The organism is Aquimarina algiphila, from assembly GCF_007489275.1.
GTDB lineage: Bacteria > Bacteroidota > Bacteroidia > Flavobacteriales > Flavobacteriaceae > Aquimarina > Aquimarina algiphila.
In genome coordinates, this window is record NZ_VLNR01000011.1 from 62,754 (window position 1) to 79,708 (window position 16,955).

At 32.5% G+C, this 16,955-nt stretch carries 13 protein-coding genes; 3 read left to right on the forward strand and 10 right to left on the reverse strand.

The window, feature by feature from the left end:
* Nucleotides 1-11 precede the first annotated feature (11 nt).
* Entirely contained in the window at nt 12-1,073 is a 1,062-nt protein-coding gene (locus tag FOF46_RS07115; RefSeq protein WP_143915966.1) for a bifunctional transcriptional activator/DNA repair enzyme AdaA, read from the reverse strand.
* 1 nt (nt 1,074) lies between these two features.
* Nucleotides 1,075-1,830 carry an isocitrate lyase/PEP mutase family protein gene (locus tag FOF46_RS07120; RefSeq protein WP_143915967.1) on the reverse strand — a complete coding sequence of 252 codons (756 nt, stop codon included), beginning with the start codon at nt 1,828-1,830 and terminating at the stop codon, nt 1,075-1,077.
* Nucleotides 1,831-1,990: 160 nt separating this feature from the next.
* Here FOF46_RS07120 and FOF46_RS07125 point away from each other — a divergent pair, with 160 nt between their 5' ends.
* Nucleotides 1,991-4,039 (forward strand): ComEC/Rec2 family competence protein, encoded by a 2,049-nt coding sequence (locus tag FOF46_RS07125; RefSeq protein ID WP_167571766.1) that lies wholly within the window; start codon nt 1,991-1,993, stop codon nt 4,037-4,039.
* A gap of 12 nt (nt 4,040-4,051) precedes the next feature.
* Here the strand turns inward: FOF46_RS07125 and FOF46_RS07130 are convergent, their stop codons facing one another.
* The 7 genes from FOF46_RS07130 to FOF46_RS07160 all read right to left on the reverse strand — a co-directional run bounded on the left by FOF46_RS07130 (nt 4,052) and on the right by FOF46_RS07160 (nt 13,459).
* Entirely contained in the window at nt 4,052-5,839 is a 1,788-nt protein-coding gene (locus tag FOF46_RS07130) for a flavin monoamine oxidase family protein (protein WP_143915969.1), read from the reverse strand.
* A 261-nt stretch (nt 5,840-6,100) separates the two neighbouring features.
* Nucleotides 6,101-6,331 carry a hypothetical protein gene (locus FOF46_RS32945; protein WP_167571767.1) on the reverse strand — a complete coding sequence of 77 codons (231 nt, stop codon included), beginning with the start codon at nt 6,329-6,331 and terminating at the stop codon, nt 6,101-6,103.
* 4 nt (nt 6,332-6,335) lie between these two features.
* On the reverse strand, nt 6,336-7,376 hold the full coding sequence (locus tag FOF46_RS07140) for a serine hydrolase domain-containing protein (RefSeq protein ID WP_143915971.1): 1,041 nt from the start codon (nt 7,374-7,376) through the stop codon (nt 6,336-6,338).
* 289 nt (nt 7,377-7,665) lie between these two features.
* On the reverse strand, nt 7,666-8,205 hold the full coding sequence (locus tag FOF46_RS07145; RefSeq protein WP_143915972.1) for a thioredoxin family protein: 540 nt from the start codon (nt 8,203-8,205) through the stop codon (nt 7,666-7,668).
* A 95-nt stretch (nt 8,206-8,300) separates the two neighbouring features.
* On the reverse strand, nt 8,301-9,866 hold the full coding sequence (locus FOF46_RS07150) for a peptide MFS transporter (protein WP_109435737.1): 1,566 nt from the start codon (nt 9,864-9,866) through the stop codon (nt 8,301-8,303).
* A gap of 12 nt (nt 9,867-9,878) precedes the next feature.
* Nucleotides 9,879-11,270, reverse strand: coding sequence for a peptide MFS transporter (locus tag FOF46_RS07155; protein ID WP_143915973.1), 1,392 nt, complete (start codon nt 11,268-11,270; stop codon nt 9,879-9,881).
* A gap of 17 nt (nt 11,271-11,287) precedes the next feature.
* Entirely contained in the window at nt 11,288-13,459 is a 2,172-nt protein-coding gene (locus FOF46_RS07160; protein ID WP_143915974.1) for a S9 family peptidase, read from the reverse strand.
* 249 nt (nt 13,460-13,708) lie between these two features.
* Between FOF46_RS07160 and FOF46_RS07165 the strand changes: the two genes are divergently transcribed.
* Together FOF46_RS07165 and FOF46_RS07170 are read left to right on the forward strand one after the other, a co-directional pair.
* The gene (locus FOF46_RS07165; RefSeq protein ID WP_143915975.1) at nt 13,709-15,025 is read left to right on the forward strand and encodes a hydroxymethylglutaryl-CoA reductase, degradative; all 1,317 of its coding nucleotides are present in this window, start codon (nt 13,709-13,711) and stop codon (nt 15,023-15,025) included.
* A 93-nt stretch (nt 15,026-15,118) separates the two neighbouring features.
* A complete protein-coding gene (locus FOF46_RS07170; protein WP_143915976.1) occupies nt 15,119-16,042 on the forward strand; it encodes a GYDIA family GHMP kinase in 924 nt (307 codons plus the stop codon).
* 105 nt (nt 16,043-16,147) lie between these two features.
* On the opposite strand, the gene FOF46_RS07175 is transcribed toward FOF46_RS07170, so the two are convergent.
* Nucleotides 16,148-16,945: an alpha-ketoglutarate-dependent dioxygenase AlkB gene (locus FOF46_RS07175; protein WP_143915977.1), complete on the reverse strand. Its 798-nt coding sequence runs from the start codon at nt 16,943-16,945 to the stop codon at nt 16,148-16,150.
* Between the last annotated feature and the right edge of the window lie 10 nt (nt 16,946-16,955).

Here is a 16,955-nt window from a genome sequence, read left to right on the forward strand (position 1 = left end):
TAAAAACAAATCTAAAATGAGTTTAGATGCTCTAATTCATGATTTATAAGCCATTGTTTTCTTTCTATTCCACCTCCATAACCCATTAACTTTCCGTCTTTACCAATCACTCGATGACAAGGAATAAGTATGGAAATCTTATTAAAACCATTTGCTAATGCTACTGCTCTAATTGCTTTTGGATAATCAATTTTATTCGCTTGTTGCTGATAGGTAACTGTTTCTCCGTATGGGATATGTTTTAAAGTATCCCAAACTAAATTTTGAAAACTAGTTCCCGGAGTATGAAGTTGTACTTCAAAGCATTTTCGACTTCCGTCAAAATATTGGGTAATCTCATTCTTTGCTTGTTTTATATGCTTGTTTTCTCCAAGAATAATCTTAGCATCCAGTCGTTTTTGCAAATCTTTGAATTCTGTTTCCAACATTTTTCTATCTACAAACTCTAGTAAGCAAACTCCTTTATCTGTTGCGCAAATAAACATAGGTCCCAGAGGTGTTGTTAATCTGTCAATCAAAATTATATTTTTGTTCATACTCTTCTGAGGAGAATCACCTAAGAGTTTTTTAAATGTATACCCAAACCCACTTAATGACTCGTAACCCGTATCAAAAGCAGTAGCTGTGGTGTTTTTGCCGTTTTTTAATTCTTGGAAAGCATTATTGATACGATACATTCTTTGATAAGCATGAAAAGTCATTCCATAATTTTTATTGAACCATCTACGAACTATTTCAGGACTAATCTGATGTTGGCGAAGAACAAAATCTGTTACTTTTTCTTTTGGATTGTTTTTCACCATTTTAATCGCAACTTCCACTTGTTGTGGAGCTTTAGAAGTATTTTCTGTTGGTTTACAAATTTTACAAGGTCTATACCCATGGTCTAAGGCTTCCTTAAACGTAGTATAGAACTCCACATTTTCCCGTTTAGGTTTTCTTGCTCGACAAGTGGCAATGCAAAAAACCAATGTTGTTTTTACCCCGACATAAAATATTCCCACAAAACTTTGTTCTCTATTTAATAGGGCTTTATAAAAAATATCTATTTTTTTCTTTTCTGTAATCAACATATTAAAAAATGGATTTAAAGGATTTTTGAGCTTTTATCAAAGCTATCATCTTTTCATAATTTGTATACATTTCATCAAATAGGAAATTCCCCATACTTATACGCTTCACTCCCAGCATTTTTAAAGTTTCAAAATCTGAAAGATTAGGCATACACATAACATTAACAGGCAATCTCGTACTCCTTACTATGCTAGATACATCCTCTTCCTTTTCTATACAAGGTATAAAAATTCCATCTGCCCCAGCATCCTCATAAAGCTGAATTCTTTTCTTAGTTTCCTCTATTGTATTGGGGCATTTTAATAAAAACGTATCTGTTCTAATATTCAAAAACACAGATATATTATCCTTTTTTAGTCTTTTTTTGATTTCTAATATAACTCTGGAAAACTGACTTGCATCTACTAATTTTCGGTTTTTAAGCACAACGCTATCTTCAAGATTCACTCCTACTACACCAATAGTATACAATTGCTTTATATGCTCTGCAATTTCTACAGGATTTTGGCTATACCCAGATTCTAAATCTACTGACAAAGGCAGTACCGTATGTGCTTTTATTTGTTTTACGATACGCTCTAGTTCTAAAAAACTCATCTCTTCTCCATCACTGTATCCTAATATTGCTGCCATAGCGGCGCTAGAGGTTCCTATCGCTTCAAACTTCATTTTTTCGGCACTCTTTGCACTTGGCACATCCCAAACATTACACATTAGTAAAGGGTTATTTTGTTTATGCATTTCTTCAAAACTCATCACTTTTATTTTTAATCAAAGTACTGAAGTTGAAATTAAACCTACAACCGAAAAATGAACATGTATTTTTTATTTGCATTAGAAATCTATAAATAAAATATTTCAGTTCCGAAAAATGAAACTGACATATACTATACTTGTCTTCAACAAAACGCCAAACGTGAAATTTCTTAATATCCCTTTTTTAATTCTCACTATATCAATAGTTATTGGAATTTTAATTGGTTATTATTCTAATATCTCTCTACATCTCATATTGGTTTCATTATTAATTTCCATTCTAGGATTAACAATTACCTGGTATAGATCAAAAAAAATGTTTCGTAAAGGATTTTCCTTTTCATTTTTAATGATTATCGTCTTTATTCTCTTTGGGGTAACCTTGGTTCAAATACATAATCCAAAGAACCACACAAGTCATTATAGCAATCTATTACAATCGCAGGATTTTGAAGATCATAAAGTGGGAGTTCAATTTTCAATACAAGAACGATTAAAACCTACATCCTACTACCACAGATATAAGGTTTCTATTTTACTTTTAAGAAATCAAGTTGTAAAAGGAAGTATACTTCTTAAGATCCCAAAAGATAGTCTACATCATATTTTAGATATTGGCAACAGATATACGACATTTACCAATTTGCGAAGTATTACTCAACCATTAAATCCTGATCAGTTTAATTATGCAAACTATTTAAACAACCAGTACATATACCATCAAATTATTATAAAAACTGATCAACTTATCAAAAATCAAAAAACAGACTGGTCTTTATATAATCTTGCAAATCAAATTAGAAAAAGTATTAATCTTAAGTTATCTGAGTATACTTTTGATGCAAAACAGCGATCCATAATTAACGCATTACTTCTTGGACAACGACAGGATATTAGCCAAGAGACTTTTGCTCAATATCGAGATTCTGGAGCTATTCATATTCTTGCAGTTTCTGGACTTCATGTTGGTATATTATTAGTAATTTTAAATCTTGTATTGAAGCCTTTAGAAAGATGTGGAAGAAAAGGTAAAATATCTAAATTGGTATTCATCATTTTTTTTCTTTGGGGTTTTGCTATAATTGCAGGACTATCTCCATCGGTTCTTAGAGCTGTTACCATGTTTTCTTTTCTTGCGATAGGGATCCAAATCAGGTCAGTAACAAGTATCTATAATTCATTATTCATTTCTATATTTATATTACTTTGTTTTAATCCTTTATTATTATTTTCTGTTGGCTTTCAACTCAGTTACATAGCAGTTTTTGCTATTATATGGATACAACCTATCATTGCATATCCGTATCGCCCAAAAACTTATTTCTCTAAAAAACTTTGGGAAACGTTTACTGTCACTATCGCTGCACAATTTGGGCTATTGCCACTTACTTTATTTTATTTCCATCAGTTTCCACTTTTATTTTTTGTTTCCAATCTGATTATCATTCCCTTTCTGGGAGGTATTCTTGGATTTGGTATTACCATAATTACATTGGCTTATTTAAATATCCTTCCACAATCTATAGCAACACTATTTGGTAATTGCATAGATCTGATGAATGTGATTGTAAGTTGGGTGGCTCAGCAAGAGGAATTTTTAGTTACCGATATTACTTTTTCGTGGAGAATGCTATTAGCACTATACCTCATTATTATATCTTTGATTATACTATTTCAACACTATAAAAACATTAAAGTTTTATGGGTAACAATAGCTCTAATTATGATGTTTATCGTTATGATTTTTGAAAAGCATCTACATACCCACAAACAAGAATTTATCGTTTTTCATCATCATACCAATACTGCTTTGGGAGTTTTAGAAAACAAGAGATTAAAACTCTATAGTAGGGATACTATCTCTAATACAACCCAACGTTTTTTATTTGGCAATTACCTTGTTAATAACCAAGCCACTTTAGATAGTTCTTTATCATTAAAAAACGTATATACATACAAGGAACAGGTTATTCTTGTGATTGATAGTACAAGTATATATGCTATACCTAAAATAGAGCCAACTATTATCTTGCTATCTGATTCTCCAAAGATACATCTTGACAGAGTTATAGACAGTCTTCATCCCAGGCAAATTATAGCAGATGCAAGTAATTACAAAAGTTATATCGATCAATGGGAGATTAGTTGTGAAAAACAAAATATCCCTTTTCATCGCACAGATAAAAAGGGAGCTTTTATATTAAAATGATTTCCTTAAACATTAACGTCCTTCAACCAATACTCTTGCGCTAGGCACACGATATAGTTTAAGTGGAAATATATGATCTGGATATTCTAGTAAACCATATATCTGCAATGCTGAAGCAATAGCTCCTTCTTGCCAACCTGGTAGTTTAGACACCTGATCTCCTGTTATAAAAAAACCATTATCCTGTTTTTGCAATTCATTATAACACCACGCAGAACTTCCAATTTCTGGCTCGATTTCTAAGGGCATATTTTTTACCCTTTCATAATTAACCCAATCTTCTGTTTTGAATGTTTCTAATTCCTCATCAACTTTTTTCCAATCTACCCAACCTCCTTGTTGATATTCTATATTTTGCCATGCAATACTTAATCCATGTCTAAGTTGCCTTGAAAATTCCTCTCCATGTAACTTTGCTGCACCAATACGAGCTTCTTCCATACGTTTTTCAGGAAGCTCCTCTTCCCATTCTTTGGCATTAATACCATAATTATATGCCCCTGTAAGAATTCCTGTATTATCATTATAATCATTTGAAGGGTACCACATTTGTTCCATACGATTAGGGCTAATACGAGAAATCCCTCCAAAAACAGGAACGGTCTGCTCGTCTAACGGGTTTTGCCAATATTTGCGATCACTTTGCCATCCAACTTTGCATGTAGGTCTTAAGAAATCTTTTGTCTCCATTACTTTACTAAGTGCCTTCCAATAATTAGCGCTAAAATCCTCTTTTATTACTTTTCCTGAAAGTAAGGGAATTGGAATATTGCTCACGCAAATATCTGCAGCAATTGTCTTCTTATCTCCATACATTATATCCCATTGATTATCCGTTCTTTTAATATTATGAACAGGGGCATTAAGATGAATAGTTCCTCTATTCCTTCTTACTTCACGCTCTAATGCATGCACAATTTTATCCATACCTCCAACAGGCTGAAAGGAGGTGTCTTGCCATAGGAATTCTTCTGGTTGATAAAAATTTAAGTCCCAAAACACAGACTTTAATATATCTTTAAAAGGTAGTGGAGGTTCTATAATTCCCTCTCCTGTTCCTGGTAATTTTTTATATCCAGAACGAGAAGAACCTTGATACTTCCCTTCTTTATCTAATGCTCCATATTCGACAAGCCATTTTTTTAAATTTTCAATATCATCATTATTTAGCTTCTCTTCATCCGAACGTCTATCATTCATGTAGTTCAGAAAAGCTGCTCCGTTCTGGTATAAGTATTCTGCAAAATACCCTCTAGGGTCATTTGCTAAACGCCTATCTGTAATAGTAGTACCACCAAAACCTTCTATAGTTTTCATAAGATTAGAACGACTTTCCATCACATATACTTCTAATTCGACATTTAATGCTTTGCAATAATTAATGACATTGCGATGTCCCGATGGAATACGTCCTGGACCAGCATTAAGATATGGTACTCCTGTTACACCATTCGTATCGAATCTACATGTTTGCTCTATGCCATTGGTGAATTCTCGAAAAATATCTCCAGGCCTTAAGGTTAAACATCTTCCTCCCAAATAATTTTCTGCTTCCAAAATGGTAACATTATAGTTGGGCTGCTTTAATAATTCGAAAGATAACGCAAGGCCTGCAATACCACCACCAAGAATTACAACATTAGTGCGCTTCTTTTCTTTTTTGGGTTCGTCTATTGTTTCCACCTTTAAATCATGCTTTCCTTCTTTTGTAACTGTTGGTGTAACGAGTTCTAATCGCCCACCTTTTTCACCGGTTTGACGTAAAAAACTTTGCTGATTGTTCTTACTTGAATCTTTCATTTTAAAGAATTTAGATTAATACCTCTCTTAAAAATTTATGAAGGTTTAATTTCTCATTAAGCCTTTAGACAAGGTCTAAATTCTATGTGATTTAATCCATACGTATTAACACGTGAAAAACATGTAATATTTACGGGAATAGTGTGGTAAAATATACTATAGATAAAGGCACTTGTTTAAAATCTATAGAATAAACATAAAAGCTCCATTTTTATCATATGATAAAAATGGAGCTTTTATGTTAAATAAGAATATTGAATTCTATAACAAAACCAAAGATTCTTTTAAGTCCTTCTCTACAGGTGTTTTCATAATCCCTTGTATGATTTTATGCAAATCGGGGATACAGGTTCTGGCAAGACTATTTTGGCTATTAAAAAGTACACAAATTCCTAAATCTTCTTCGGGAAAAATTGCAATTTCACTTCTATAATTGTTTACACTACCTCCATGATGAACAATTGTAGTTGGTTCATTAGTTTGAGTATCCACAAAATTATGTACTCTCCATCCATAGCCGTAGAAAGATGATGAATATCCAGACCACCTTTGATAATATTGTCCTTCTTCCTCCAACCTGAATTTTGGGAGTAAATACATCTTGTATTGAACCTGGCATCATAACTTCAGGGTTATTTCCTAATAGAAATTTCATCCACTTACCCATGTCTTTAGCACTCGCATTAATTCCTCCTGCTGCAATGGCATTATTATAATATTTTTTATTGATTTTCATTGGCCTCCACCCATGTCTTACACGTTGATGAGGCTCTGCTACATTATTAGATTGTTCTAAAGCTTCATAACTAGCAGATGCAGAAGACATATGAAGAGGATCAAAAATCTTTTCTTGAAGCACTTCTTTAAAAGATTTACCTGTGACTTGTTCTACAATGGTTCCACTTAATGCAAACACTGCATTCTGATAGCTATATATTCCACCAGGTTTAGCAATAGGAACTAGCTCCTTAAAATTACTTGCTATTGTTCTAATTGGTATTCCATCCTCTACAAGGTTAGTAAAACTATGATATGGCAAACCAGTAGTATGGGATAAAACATGTGATAATGTAACACTTTCGGTTTGCTTTTTACTTGAGAGTTTAAAGTCAGGAATATAATCCTTAACCTTATCCTCCCAATTTATCAATCCTTCTTCTACATGAATTCCTGCTAATATTCCTGCAAATCCTTTGGACACAGAACCGATTCTAAATATGGTTTCTTCGTTAATTGTATCTTTTGATCTCGAATTTTTATTTCCATAACCTCCTAGATAAATAATAGAGTCACACTTTACGATCGCAACTGAGGCGCCAACAATTTGATTTTGGTCTAAAGCCTGATCAAAATAGGTTTGAATTGAAGCTATTAATTGTTGTTTCTGTGATGCAGGAAAATGAATATCAGGTAGTGTTTCAGGTACTTGAACAACTTGAGGTTGTTGAGATAATTCTGAATGCTCTCCAGAAGCAAAAGAGAAAAGCAAAGCAACAAATACCATAGATGGGGCAACTATGACTAGTAATTTTTTCATAAGTAGGTTTATTACGACAAACAAAGTAAATTAAATCCATAAAAGCAACAAAAATCACTTCTAAAGACACACTTACTTTAATACCGTAATCAGATTTAGGGTATTATTTTAGGTTTATGTATTAGGTAACGCATACTTAATCAATTAATTGTGCACTAAATCCGAGTTTTATATCAAAAAGTACTTGTCTTTTCAAGATATACATAAAAAAAACCTCCTTTTACTACGATATAGTAAAAGGAGGCTATTTTATAATTTAAAATTAAAATCTTTTGATTCAACTACATGTTTAATTGGTAAAGGTACTTACAAAAGAGCTTTCATACTTCTTCCAGGCATCTGCACTGGTTAATTTCTTGTAATCATTCTTATGAATCATCTTAAGGTAAATCTCTAATTGTTTAGGAGTTTTATATCCAACTACAGGAGCGATAAGATTTCCTTTTTCATCAAAAAACACCATACTTGGATATCCAGTTATCTTTAATGCATTAGCAAAAAAGTGCTGACTATTTCTTCCCTTCTTATCTGGATTATGATTAGGATTAGTGTATGTAAAATCATTATAATGAACCTCTTCTGTGCCTTCTGCATTAAATTTTACTGCATAATAATTGGTGTTCACATAAGATACTACATCTTTATTATGAAAGGTTTTCTTATCTAAAAGCTTACAAGGTCCACACCAGTCTGTATAGACATCCATAAAAATCTTTTTAGGTTCTTTTTTTTGAGCCTCTAAAGCTTCGTTCATTGACATCCATTGGATTTCTTGTGCCTGGGTAGAAAGGCAAAACAAGAACGCTAACAGAAAAAGTAGGTTTTTCATCTTTTTTATTTTTTTATAACTAGTCGGAAACAAAAACTGTTCCTTATTTAAAACTTCACTTATCTTGGGAAACGAGTTTAGCTATATATTATTATTTATCGCACTCCATGCATTAATTTCTTTAACACTGGATTAAGTAATATCATTAAAACTCCTGCAGCAGCAGGCACAACTGTAAATATTAAAAAGAAGGTGGTTAATGAATACTTAGAAGTAATTTCATCAATCATACCTCCTAATTGACCAGCAGACCAATTTCCTATAAAAATTGCCAAGTACCACACTCCAAACATTAAACCAATTAATTTGGCAGGGACTAATTTACTAACATAAGACAATCCAACGGGAGACAAAAATAATTCACCTAAGGTATGAAATAAATAAGCCAAAATTAACCACATCATACTTACCGTTGCCGTCTCTGCACCTTGTGGAATCGAAATAGCTCCAAATGCTAACAATGCGAAACCAAAACCCAAAAGGATTAATCCTAAACCAAACTTTACAGCTGCAGAGGGATTATATTTACTTTCCCATAATTTGGAAAATAACGGAGCAAAAGAAATTATAAATAACGAATTTAAAATTCCAAACCAAGAAGCTGGGACTTCTGTTGTATCTGCATTAAATTCACGATATAACTTCCATATTACTATTGCCCATATAATAGTAAAACTTCCTCCCAATATAATATTAGAGAGTGAGATTTTTTTAAATGTTTGAACAAATAATTTATAAAGTACCCAACTAATAATCAGTAAAGGTGCTATAGTAATCACTGCATCAATAATTTTAAAAGCACTTGCGGCATTTCCTACTAAAACCCGATTAGTATATTTACTAGCAAAAATAGTCATCGAACCGCCTGCCTGTTCAAAAGCAGCCCAAAAAAACACAGTAAAGAAAGCTAAAATCCCTACTACAATATATCTATCATTTTGAACTTTAGTACTTACTTTTACTTCTTCTTTTATTTCCTCTACAGCATCTTCAATTTCGTCATCTATATCATCTAACTCATATTTATCTTTTGGAGGTAATCCAACATTTTCCAAAATACTTCTTCCAAACCAAAATTGAAGCATTCCTAAAAACATGAAGATCCCTGCTAAACCAAACCCGAAGCTCCAGCTAACCTTTTCCCCAATATAACCACATAACATTATACCTAAAAAAGCACCAGCATTAACTCCCATATAATAAATAGTATATGCCCCATCTTTCTTTTCTTCATTCTTATCATAAAGTCCGCTGACAATAGATGTTAAATTTGGCTTAAACAAACCATTTCCTAGAATTAGACAAGCTAATCCTATATATAAAAATGTAGGAGTTTCTAGAGCCATTGAAGCATGACCTAAAGTCATTAATAAAGCTCCAAATGCTACTGCTTTTCTATATCCAAGAAACTTATCGGCAATAAAGCCACCCAATATTGGTGTAAGATATACCAAACCTGTATACCATCCATATAATTTTAAAGCATCTTCGTTACTCCAAGCCCAACCACCGTCAATTATTTCACTTGTTAGAAATAGAACAAATAATGCACGCATTCCATAATAGGAAAAACGCTCCCACATTTCTGTGAAAAAAACCATAAACAATGAAGGCTTATGTCCTAATAAAGTAAATACTTTAGAATCATTTTTCGAAGTCATACCAAAAAGTTTTTAGTGGTTATCCGCTAGTTCAAAACCTTCAGCTTCATCATGGATAACACCTTCTTTATCTTCTACTCCATGCGTAAGTACTTCTAATGGTTTTCTGAACAGCATAACAATCAACCCAAATATCACACAAAAAACTGCTATCCCTGTAAATATTGCAAATTCTCCTTGACTCTCAGCCCATTCTCCTAATAATCCAGCCAATTTATTTCCAAAACCAGTCATTGCAAAATATACCCCCATCATTAAAGCTCCATATTTAACAGGGGCTAATTTGGTAATAAAAGACAAGGCTACCGGCGAGATACAAAGTTCTCCAATAGTATGAAATAAGTATGCTAACACTAACCAATACATCGCAGATGAACCGTCAGCATTAAACTCCATAGAGGCAGCTGTCATAAAAAAGAATCCAGTACCCATTATAATAAGGCCTACAATCATCTTAAATAAAGAGCTGGAAACTTTTCCTTTTAACTTTCTATTTGCCCAGAATAAAGCTACAGTAGTTCCTAAGAAAATTATAAACATTGCATTTAAAGACTGAAACCAAGAAGCAGGAACTTCCCACCCCATAAGCATTCTATTGGTTTTTTCTTTGGCGTAGATATTCATTAATCCTCCGGCTTGCTCAAAAGCTCCCCAGAATACAATCACTAACAAGAATGAAATAAGAAGTACTACGATTCTATCTTTTTCTATTTTGGTTAATGGTTTTTTCATTGCTTCTTTATCTTCTGTTTTTTCAGAAGTTCCTAAGAAGTTTCCAACAGTAGCAAGATATTTTTGCCCTAAAAGATATTGTAATAATCCTAGTGCCATTCCGATTCCAGCTAACCCAAAACCATAATGCCATCCATGTACTTCTCCTACATATCCAACTATTAAACTAGACAAAAAGGCTCCAAGGTTAATCCCTATATAGAAAATTGTGAATCCTTTATCTCTTCTTATATCTCCTTGTTTATACAAACCTCCAACCATGGTTGAAATATTTGGTTTTAGCATTCCTACTCCGGCAATAATTAAACCAAGACCAGAATACCAGGCCCACATTTGTTCAACTGCTAAAATACTATGTCCAGCAACTAGTAAAACCCCTCCTACTAAAACAGATTTCTTTTGTCCTAAGAATTTATCTGCAATCCATCCTCCAGGGATAGATGCCACATATACTAACATCGTATACCATCCATATAGCGCTAAAGCTTCTCCTGAAGACCATCCTAAACCTGCGTTTTCATCCACAGTTTTTGCTGTTAGATATAATACAAAAATCGCTCTCATACCATAATATGAAAAACGCTCCCACATCTCTGTAAAAAATAATATGTATAGTCCCACCGGATGCCCAAAAAGTTCTTTTTGATGAGCTGCTTTAACTGTATTTGCCATTATGTAAGTTTAATTAATTATAAGTTATTTTTAATGAAGTTAGTCATCTTGTTGTATAAGTGTAATCGTGTTTTACCTCCATAGATTCCATGGTTTTTATCAGGATAAACCGCCCAATCAAAATCTTTATTTGCTTGCACTAATGCTTCAACCAATTGCATTGTGTTTTGCACATGTACATTATCATCTGCACTACCATGTACTAATAAAAATTTTCCTTTTAATCCATCTACAAAATTGATGGGCGAATTATTATCATATCCTTTGGCATTTTCCTGTGGAGTCATCAAATATCGTTCCGTATAAATGGTATCATAAAACCTCCAACTAGTCACCGGAGCAACAGCGATAGCCATCTTAAAGGTATCTGGTGCCTTAAACAAGCAATTACTAGACATAAAGCCTCCATAACTCCATCCCCATATTCCTATTCTGGAAGCATCAATATAATCTAATGCTCCAAAATATTTGGCTGCCGCAATCTGATCTTGTACTTCAAGGTTTCCTAAATCATTCTGAGTAGCCTTTTTGAATTTAGCTCCTTTAAACCCGGTTCCTTTTCCGTCTACACAAACCACTATGTATCCTTCTTGTGCTAACATCATATACCAGTAATCATTAGCTCCATACCAGGAGTTTCTTACCGATTGAGATCCCGGACCAGAATATTGATACATAAACAGTGGATATTTCTTTTTAGGATCAAAATCCTTAGGTTTAATCATCCAGGTATTTAGCGTTTCTCCATTAATTTCGATTGTCGAAAATTCTTTTGGTCTTACATCATATCCCGCTAATTTCTCTAGCAGCCCTTTATTATTTGTGATTTCACGTACTACCTTCCCTGTTTTCCCATTATTTAGAGAATATTCATAAGGTGTTGTTGCATTCGAGAAATAATTAATATAAAAACTAAAATCAGCACTAAATTCGGCATCATTACTTCCTTCTTTTTGACTTAATCGTTTTTTATCTTTTCCATCCAAAGTGATCGAATAGATATCTCTATTTATATTTCCATTTTCTACACTTTGATAATATATCTTCTTGTTCTTTTTATCATAACCATAGTAATCGGTTATTTCCCAAGTACCTTTGGTTACCTGACTAATCAATTCTCCAGTCTCAGCATAATGATAAATATGATTGTATCCATCTTTTTCACTAGTCCAAATAAAGCTATTATCATCCAGGAACGTTAGATTATCAGTAATATCGATATAGGCTTCATCTTTTTCATTAAGCACTACTTTTGGTGTCTTGGTCTTGGCATCTACAAAAATTAAATCCAGATTATTTTGGTGTCTATTCATTACTTGTACACTCAAAATATCTGGATTGGACGTCCATTTTAATCTAGGAATATAAAAATCTTTATAGGTTCCTAATTTGACCTCATCTAATGCCATTGCGCTAATATCTGCAATAAATAAAGAGACCTTGGCATTCTTCTCTCCTGCTTTAGGGTATTTAAAAACCTGTTGTTTTTGATATAAATCCTTACCATATACATCCATAGAAAACTCAGGCACTTCTCTTTCATCAAATCTTAAAAATGCAATTTTATTACTATCTGCACTCCAATCAAAAGCTCTTACAAAAGAGAATTCTTCTTCATATACCCAATCTGTTATTCCATTAATGATTTCATTTTTCTTGCCATCATCTGTGAGTTGAACTTCTTGTCCTGTTACAAAATTCAACATATAAATATTATTATCCAGAACGTATGCTATCTTATTACCATCTGGAGATAGCATTGGGGATTGAATTTTTTTATCGCTAACTTTAAAAATCCCCTTAGAAGGAACATCATATATGTGATAAATCCCTTCTGAAGAACGACGATATATTTGTTTTAATTCACTAGAAAGTAAAATTCTATTTTCATCCTTACTAAATGAGTATCCTTGGAATGTAGATAAATCTCCTAAAGAAGAAGAACTCACCAATGTCTTCGTTTTTTCTCCAGTTTCATAGCTATATACTTCTATATTGGTTGTCCCCGAAACCTGATCTTTTTCTAAAACAGAATACTCTGTTCCACTCTTCATTGAATATAAGGATTGTAATCCTTCTGTTCTAAAAGCTCCACCCCATATTTCATCCAGAGTAAAAGCTTTGTCTTGTGCATATGTTGTAAGCCCAATAAAAAATAAAATTCCAAAAAACAATTTTGTAATTTTCATATTATAATTTTAAAAATTGTTAACGCCAAGAATACTAAAAAATCCGTGAAAAATACAACAATTGCTGTTAAATACAATAAAATCATAGCCGCATAAGTGATTTTTTTTAACATATCATCAATAATGTTTCAACTCCATCTCTAAATCAAATTACAGAAAAGTGTTTTTACTCTTTCAAATTTCATTCGACTGTGTAAGTATGACAAAACAGAATAGTATATTTGAAGGCACTAAATAATAATAAATACAATGGCACCTGTAGTTTCTGGGTTTTCTAAACTCTCTAAAGCTGATAAAATCAAATGGCTAGCAGAGCATCACTTTAATAACGATCAAAATGCAATAGACACTTTGGTAACCTATTGGAATTCTGATAACCGACTTCAGCAACTTCATGATGAGTTTACAGAAAATACGATTTCTAATTACTATCTCCCTTTTTCGATCGCTCCTAACTTTCTAATTAACAATACGAGATACACCTTACCGATGACCATCGAAGAAAGTTCTGTGGTTGCCGCTGCAAGTAAAGCTGCTAAATTCTGGCAAACACGAGGAGGTTTTAAGGCAGAAGTCATATCTACTATAAAAGTTGGACAGGTACATTTTACATATACAGGAAATCCAGCCAAGCTAGAAGCATTTTTCTCTAATATTAAAACAAAACTTCTTTCTTCTGTATCCCATATGACTACAAATATGGAGAAGCGTGGTGGTGGAATTGTAGCAATTGAACTTCGGAATAAAACTACAGAAATTGATAACTATTACCAGTTGCATTGTACATTTGAAACTGTTGATGCCATGGGAGCTAATTTTATTAATTCATGTCTAGAACAGTTTGCTAAAACTTTACAATCAGAAGCAAAAAAATACTCCGATTTTTCTACAGCAGAAAAAGATATTGAAATCATCATGAGTATTCTCTCTAACTATGTACCAAACTGCTTGGTAAAAGCTTACGTATCCTGTCCTATAACAGATTTACCAAATACTAAAGAGCTTTCTTCTGAGCAATATGCAGAAAAATTTGTTAGAGCAGTACGCATCGCAGAAGTAGAGCCGTATCGTGCCGTAACCCACAACAAAGGTATTATGAACGGCATTGATGCTGTAGTATTGGCAACAGGAAATGATTTTAGAGCCATTGAAGCCGGAGCTCATGCTTATGCATCAAGAAATGGTAAATACAGTAGTCTTACTCATGCCGAAATAAAGGATGAAATATTTACATTTTCAATTGAAATTCCTCTTGCTTTGGGAACAGTAGGCGGATTAACTACCTTACATCCACTAGTAAAACTAGCATTGCAAATTCTAGAAAGACCTAACGCCAAAAAATTAATGCAAATAACTGCAGTAGCAGGATTAGCACAAAATTTTGCTGCTATAAATTCATTGATCACAACAGGAATTCAACAAGGTCACATGAAAATGCATCTTATGAATATTCTCAATCAATTTGAAGCTACAGAAATTGAAAAAAAATATCTCATTACATATTTTAAAACAAATCCAGTTACTCACAGTGAAGTAGTAGCTCAAATTGAAAAATTAAGACAATAGGATTAAATGTAAACTATTAGGTATTTCTATTTTTAGATAAATTTATTCTAGAATTCTACAAGTATATTATATTTACAGTATATACACGTATTCATGAAAAAATCATTTTATAGTCACGGCAAACTATTGCTCACTGCTGAGTACCTGGTACTTGATGGAGCTAACGCTTTGGCCATACCCACAAAAAAAGGGCAATGGTTATTTATTGAGGAAAGTGACAAGCCTGCTCTTCACTGGAAAAGTTTTGATGAAGATGGAAATCTCTGGTTTGATACAAACTTCATAGTAGAAGAGAATACCATTTGGTCTGTAAAACCCAATGAACAAGAAAACAAAATAGTCCAAACATTAATCAAGATTCTAAATACTGCGAGAGAATTAAACCCTAATTTTCTGTCTCCTGAAAAAGGATACAACATAGAAAACAGATTAGAGTTTCATCGTAAATGGGGTCTTGGATCTTCTTCAACATTGATTAATAATATTGCACAATGGGCCAAAATAGATGCTTTTAGTCTTCTTGATAAAAGTTTTGGAGGCAGCGGATATGATATCGCATGTGCTCAGCATGATTCTCCCATACTATATTCACGTAATGAAGGGAAACCAAAAGTTGTAGAAGTTGATTTTAACCCCTTATTTAAGGAGCATCTCTTTTTTGTGTATCTAAACCAAAAACAGGATAGCAAAGCCTCTATTAAACATTATCAATCTTTACCGTTAAAAGATTTTGATAAAGCTGAGGCAGCTGCCAACGAAATTACTTCTAAAATATTAGACTGTACCTCTATTGATGAGTTCGAATTATTAATTAACGCCCACGAAGAAATTATCTCGAAAATTATAAAGACGCCTACAGTAAAATCTACATTATTTAAAGATTACCCAAGAAGTATTAAGAGTCTTGGTGGCTGGGGAGGGGATTTTATACTTGTTACAGGCACTCTATCTGAAGTAGAATATTTTAGAACTAAAGGATATTCTACAATCATTCCTTATGGTGAAATGATTTTGTAAGAGAGATTACATAGAAATGGATTGTTTAACGTCATGAATAAGAATAGGTATTATAATTCCTAATATTTTTATACATGCTATTAGGTACAGTCATTTTTGTAAAACTTATATATCTTTTGGAATAATTGTATCAGCTTTACTCAGTGTATAATTAATTTGAGGGTAAATAAAATTTACATTTTTATTCTCTTCTCCCCGCAATTTATAGTATTCGATTTTTTGATTATCAGTTGCTAACTCTAATAATTTACCATTAGCAAAATAGGGTAAGTTATTCTTAAATTGAATAAATGTTTTAGATTCTCTAAAGGTTATTCCTAACCACTTATTCTCTGTTTTGAGAGGTTTTTGTTTTGGTATGGATTCTAAAACAATTTTATGAAAATACTTTGAATTTGTTGGTAATGAAAACAAAATAAATGAATTATGAGTTAAAGAAATCGCAAATTCTTCATTCGTTATTTTGTTCTTAATTTTAAGTTTTCTTATGTTTTGTTCTGTTAGTTCATCAGGTCTTTCATAGCATGAAAAAAGTCCGATATAAGAGTTAGAAATCAAATCTAAACATTGGTCTGAATGATATTTCATTTTAGTGTATTTAGAATCATACACCTCTATTAAAGCATTATTGAAATTTATTGAAGGCAAATATTCTAAATTCTCATTTTGGATATTATCTTTTATACTATCTACAATCATATTATGTATTGAAGAAAAATTATGTGCAGGAATATTATATTTTGTAGTTGTTCTGACAATTGGAATCCCAGAATCACAAACTTTAACTAAATGATTTCCTATTCTACCATTTCCAATATTTTCAAATTCTATTGTATTAAATAATTTATTAAACAAATTTTGACCAAAGGGTAGAGTAATTTTATAAAAGTCAGTATTATTCATCGATAATTCT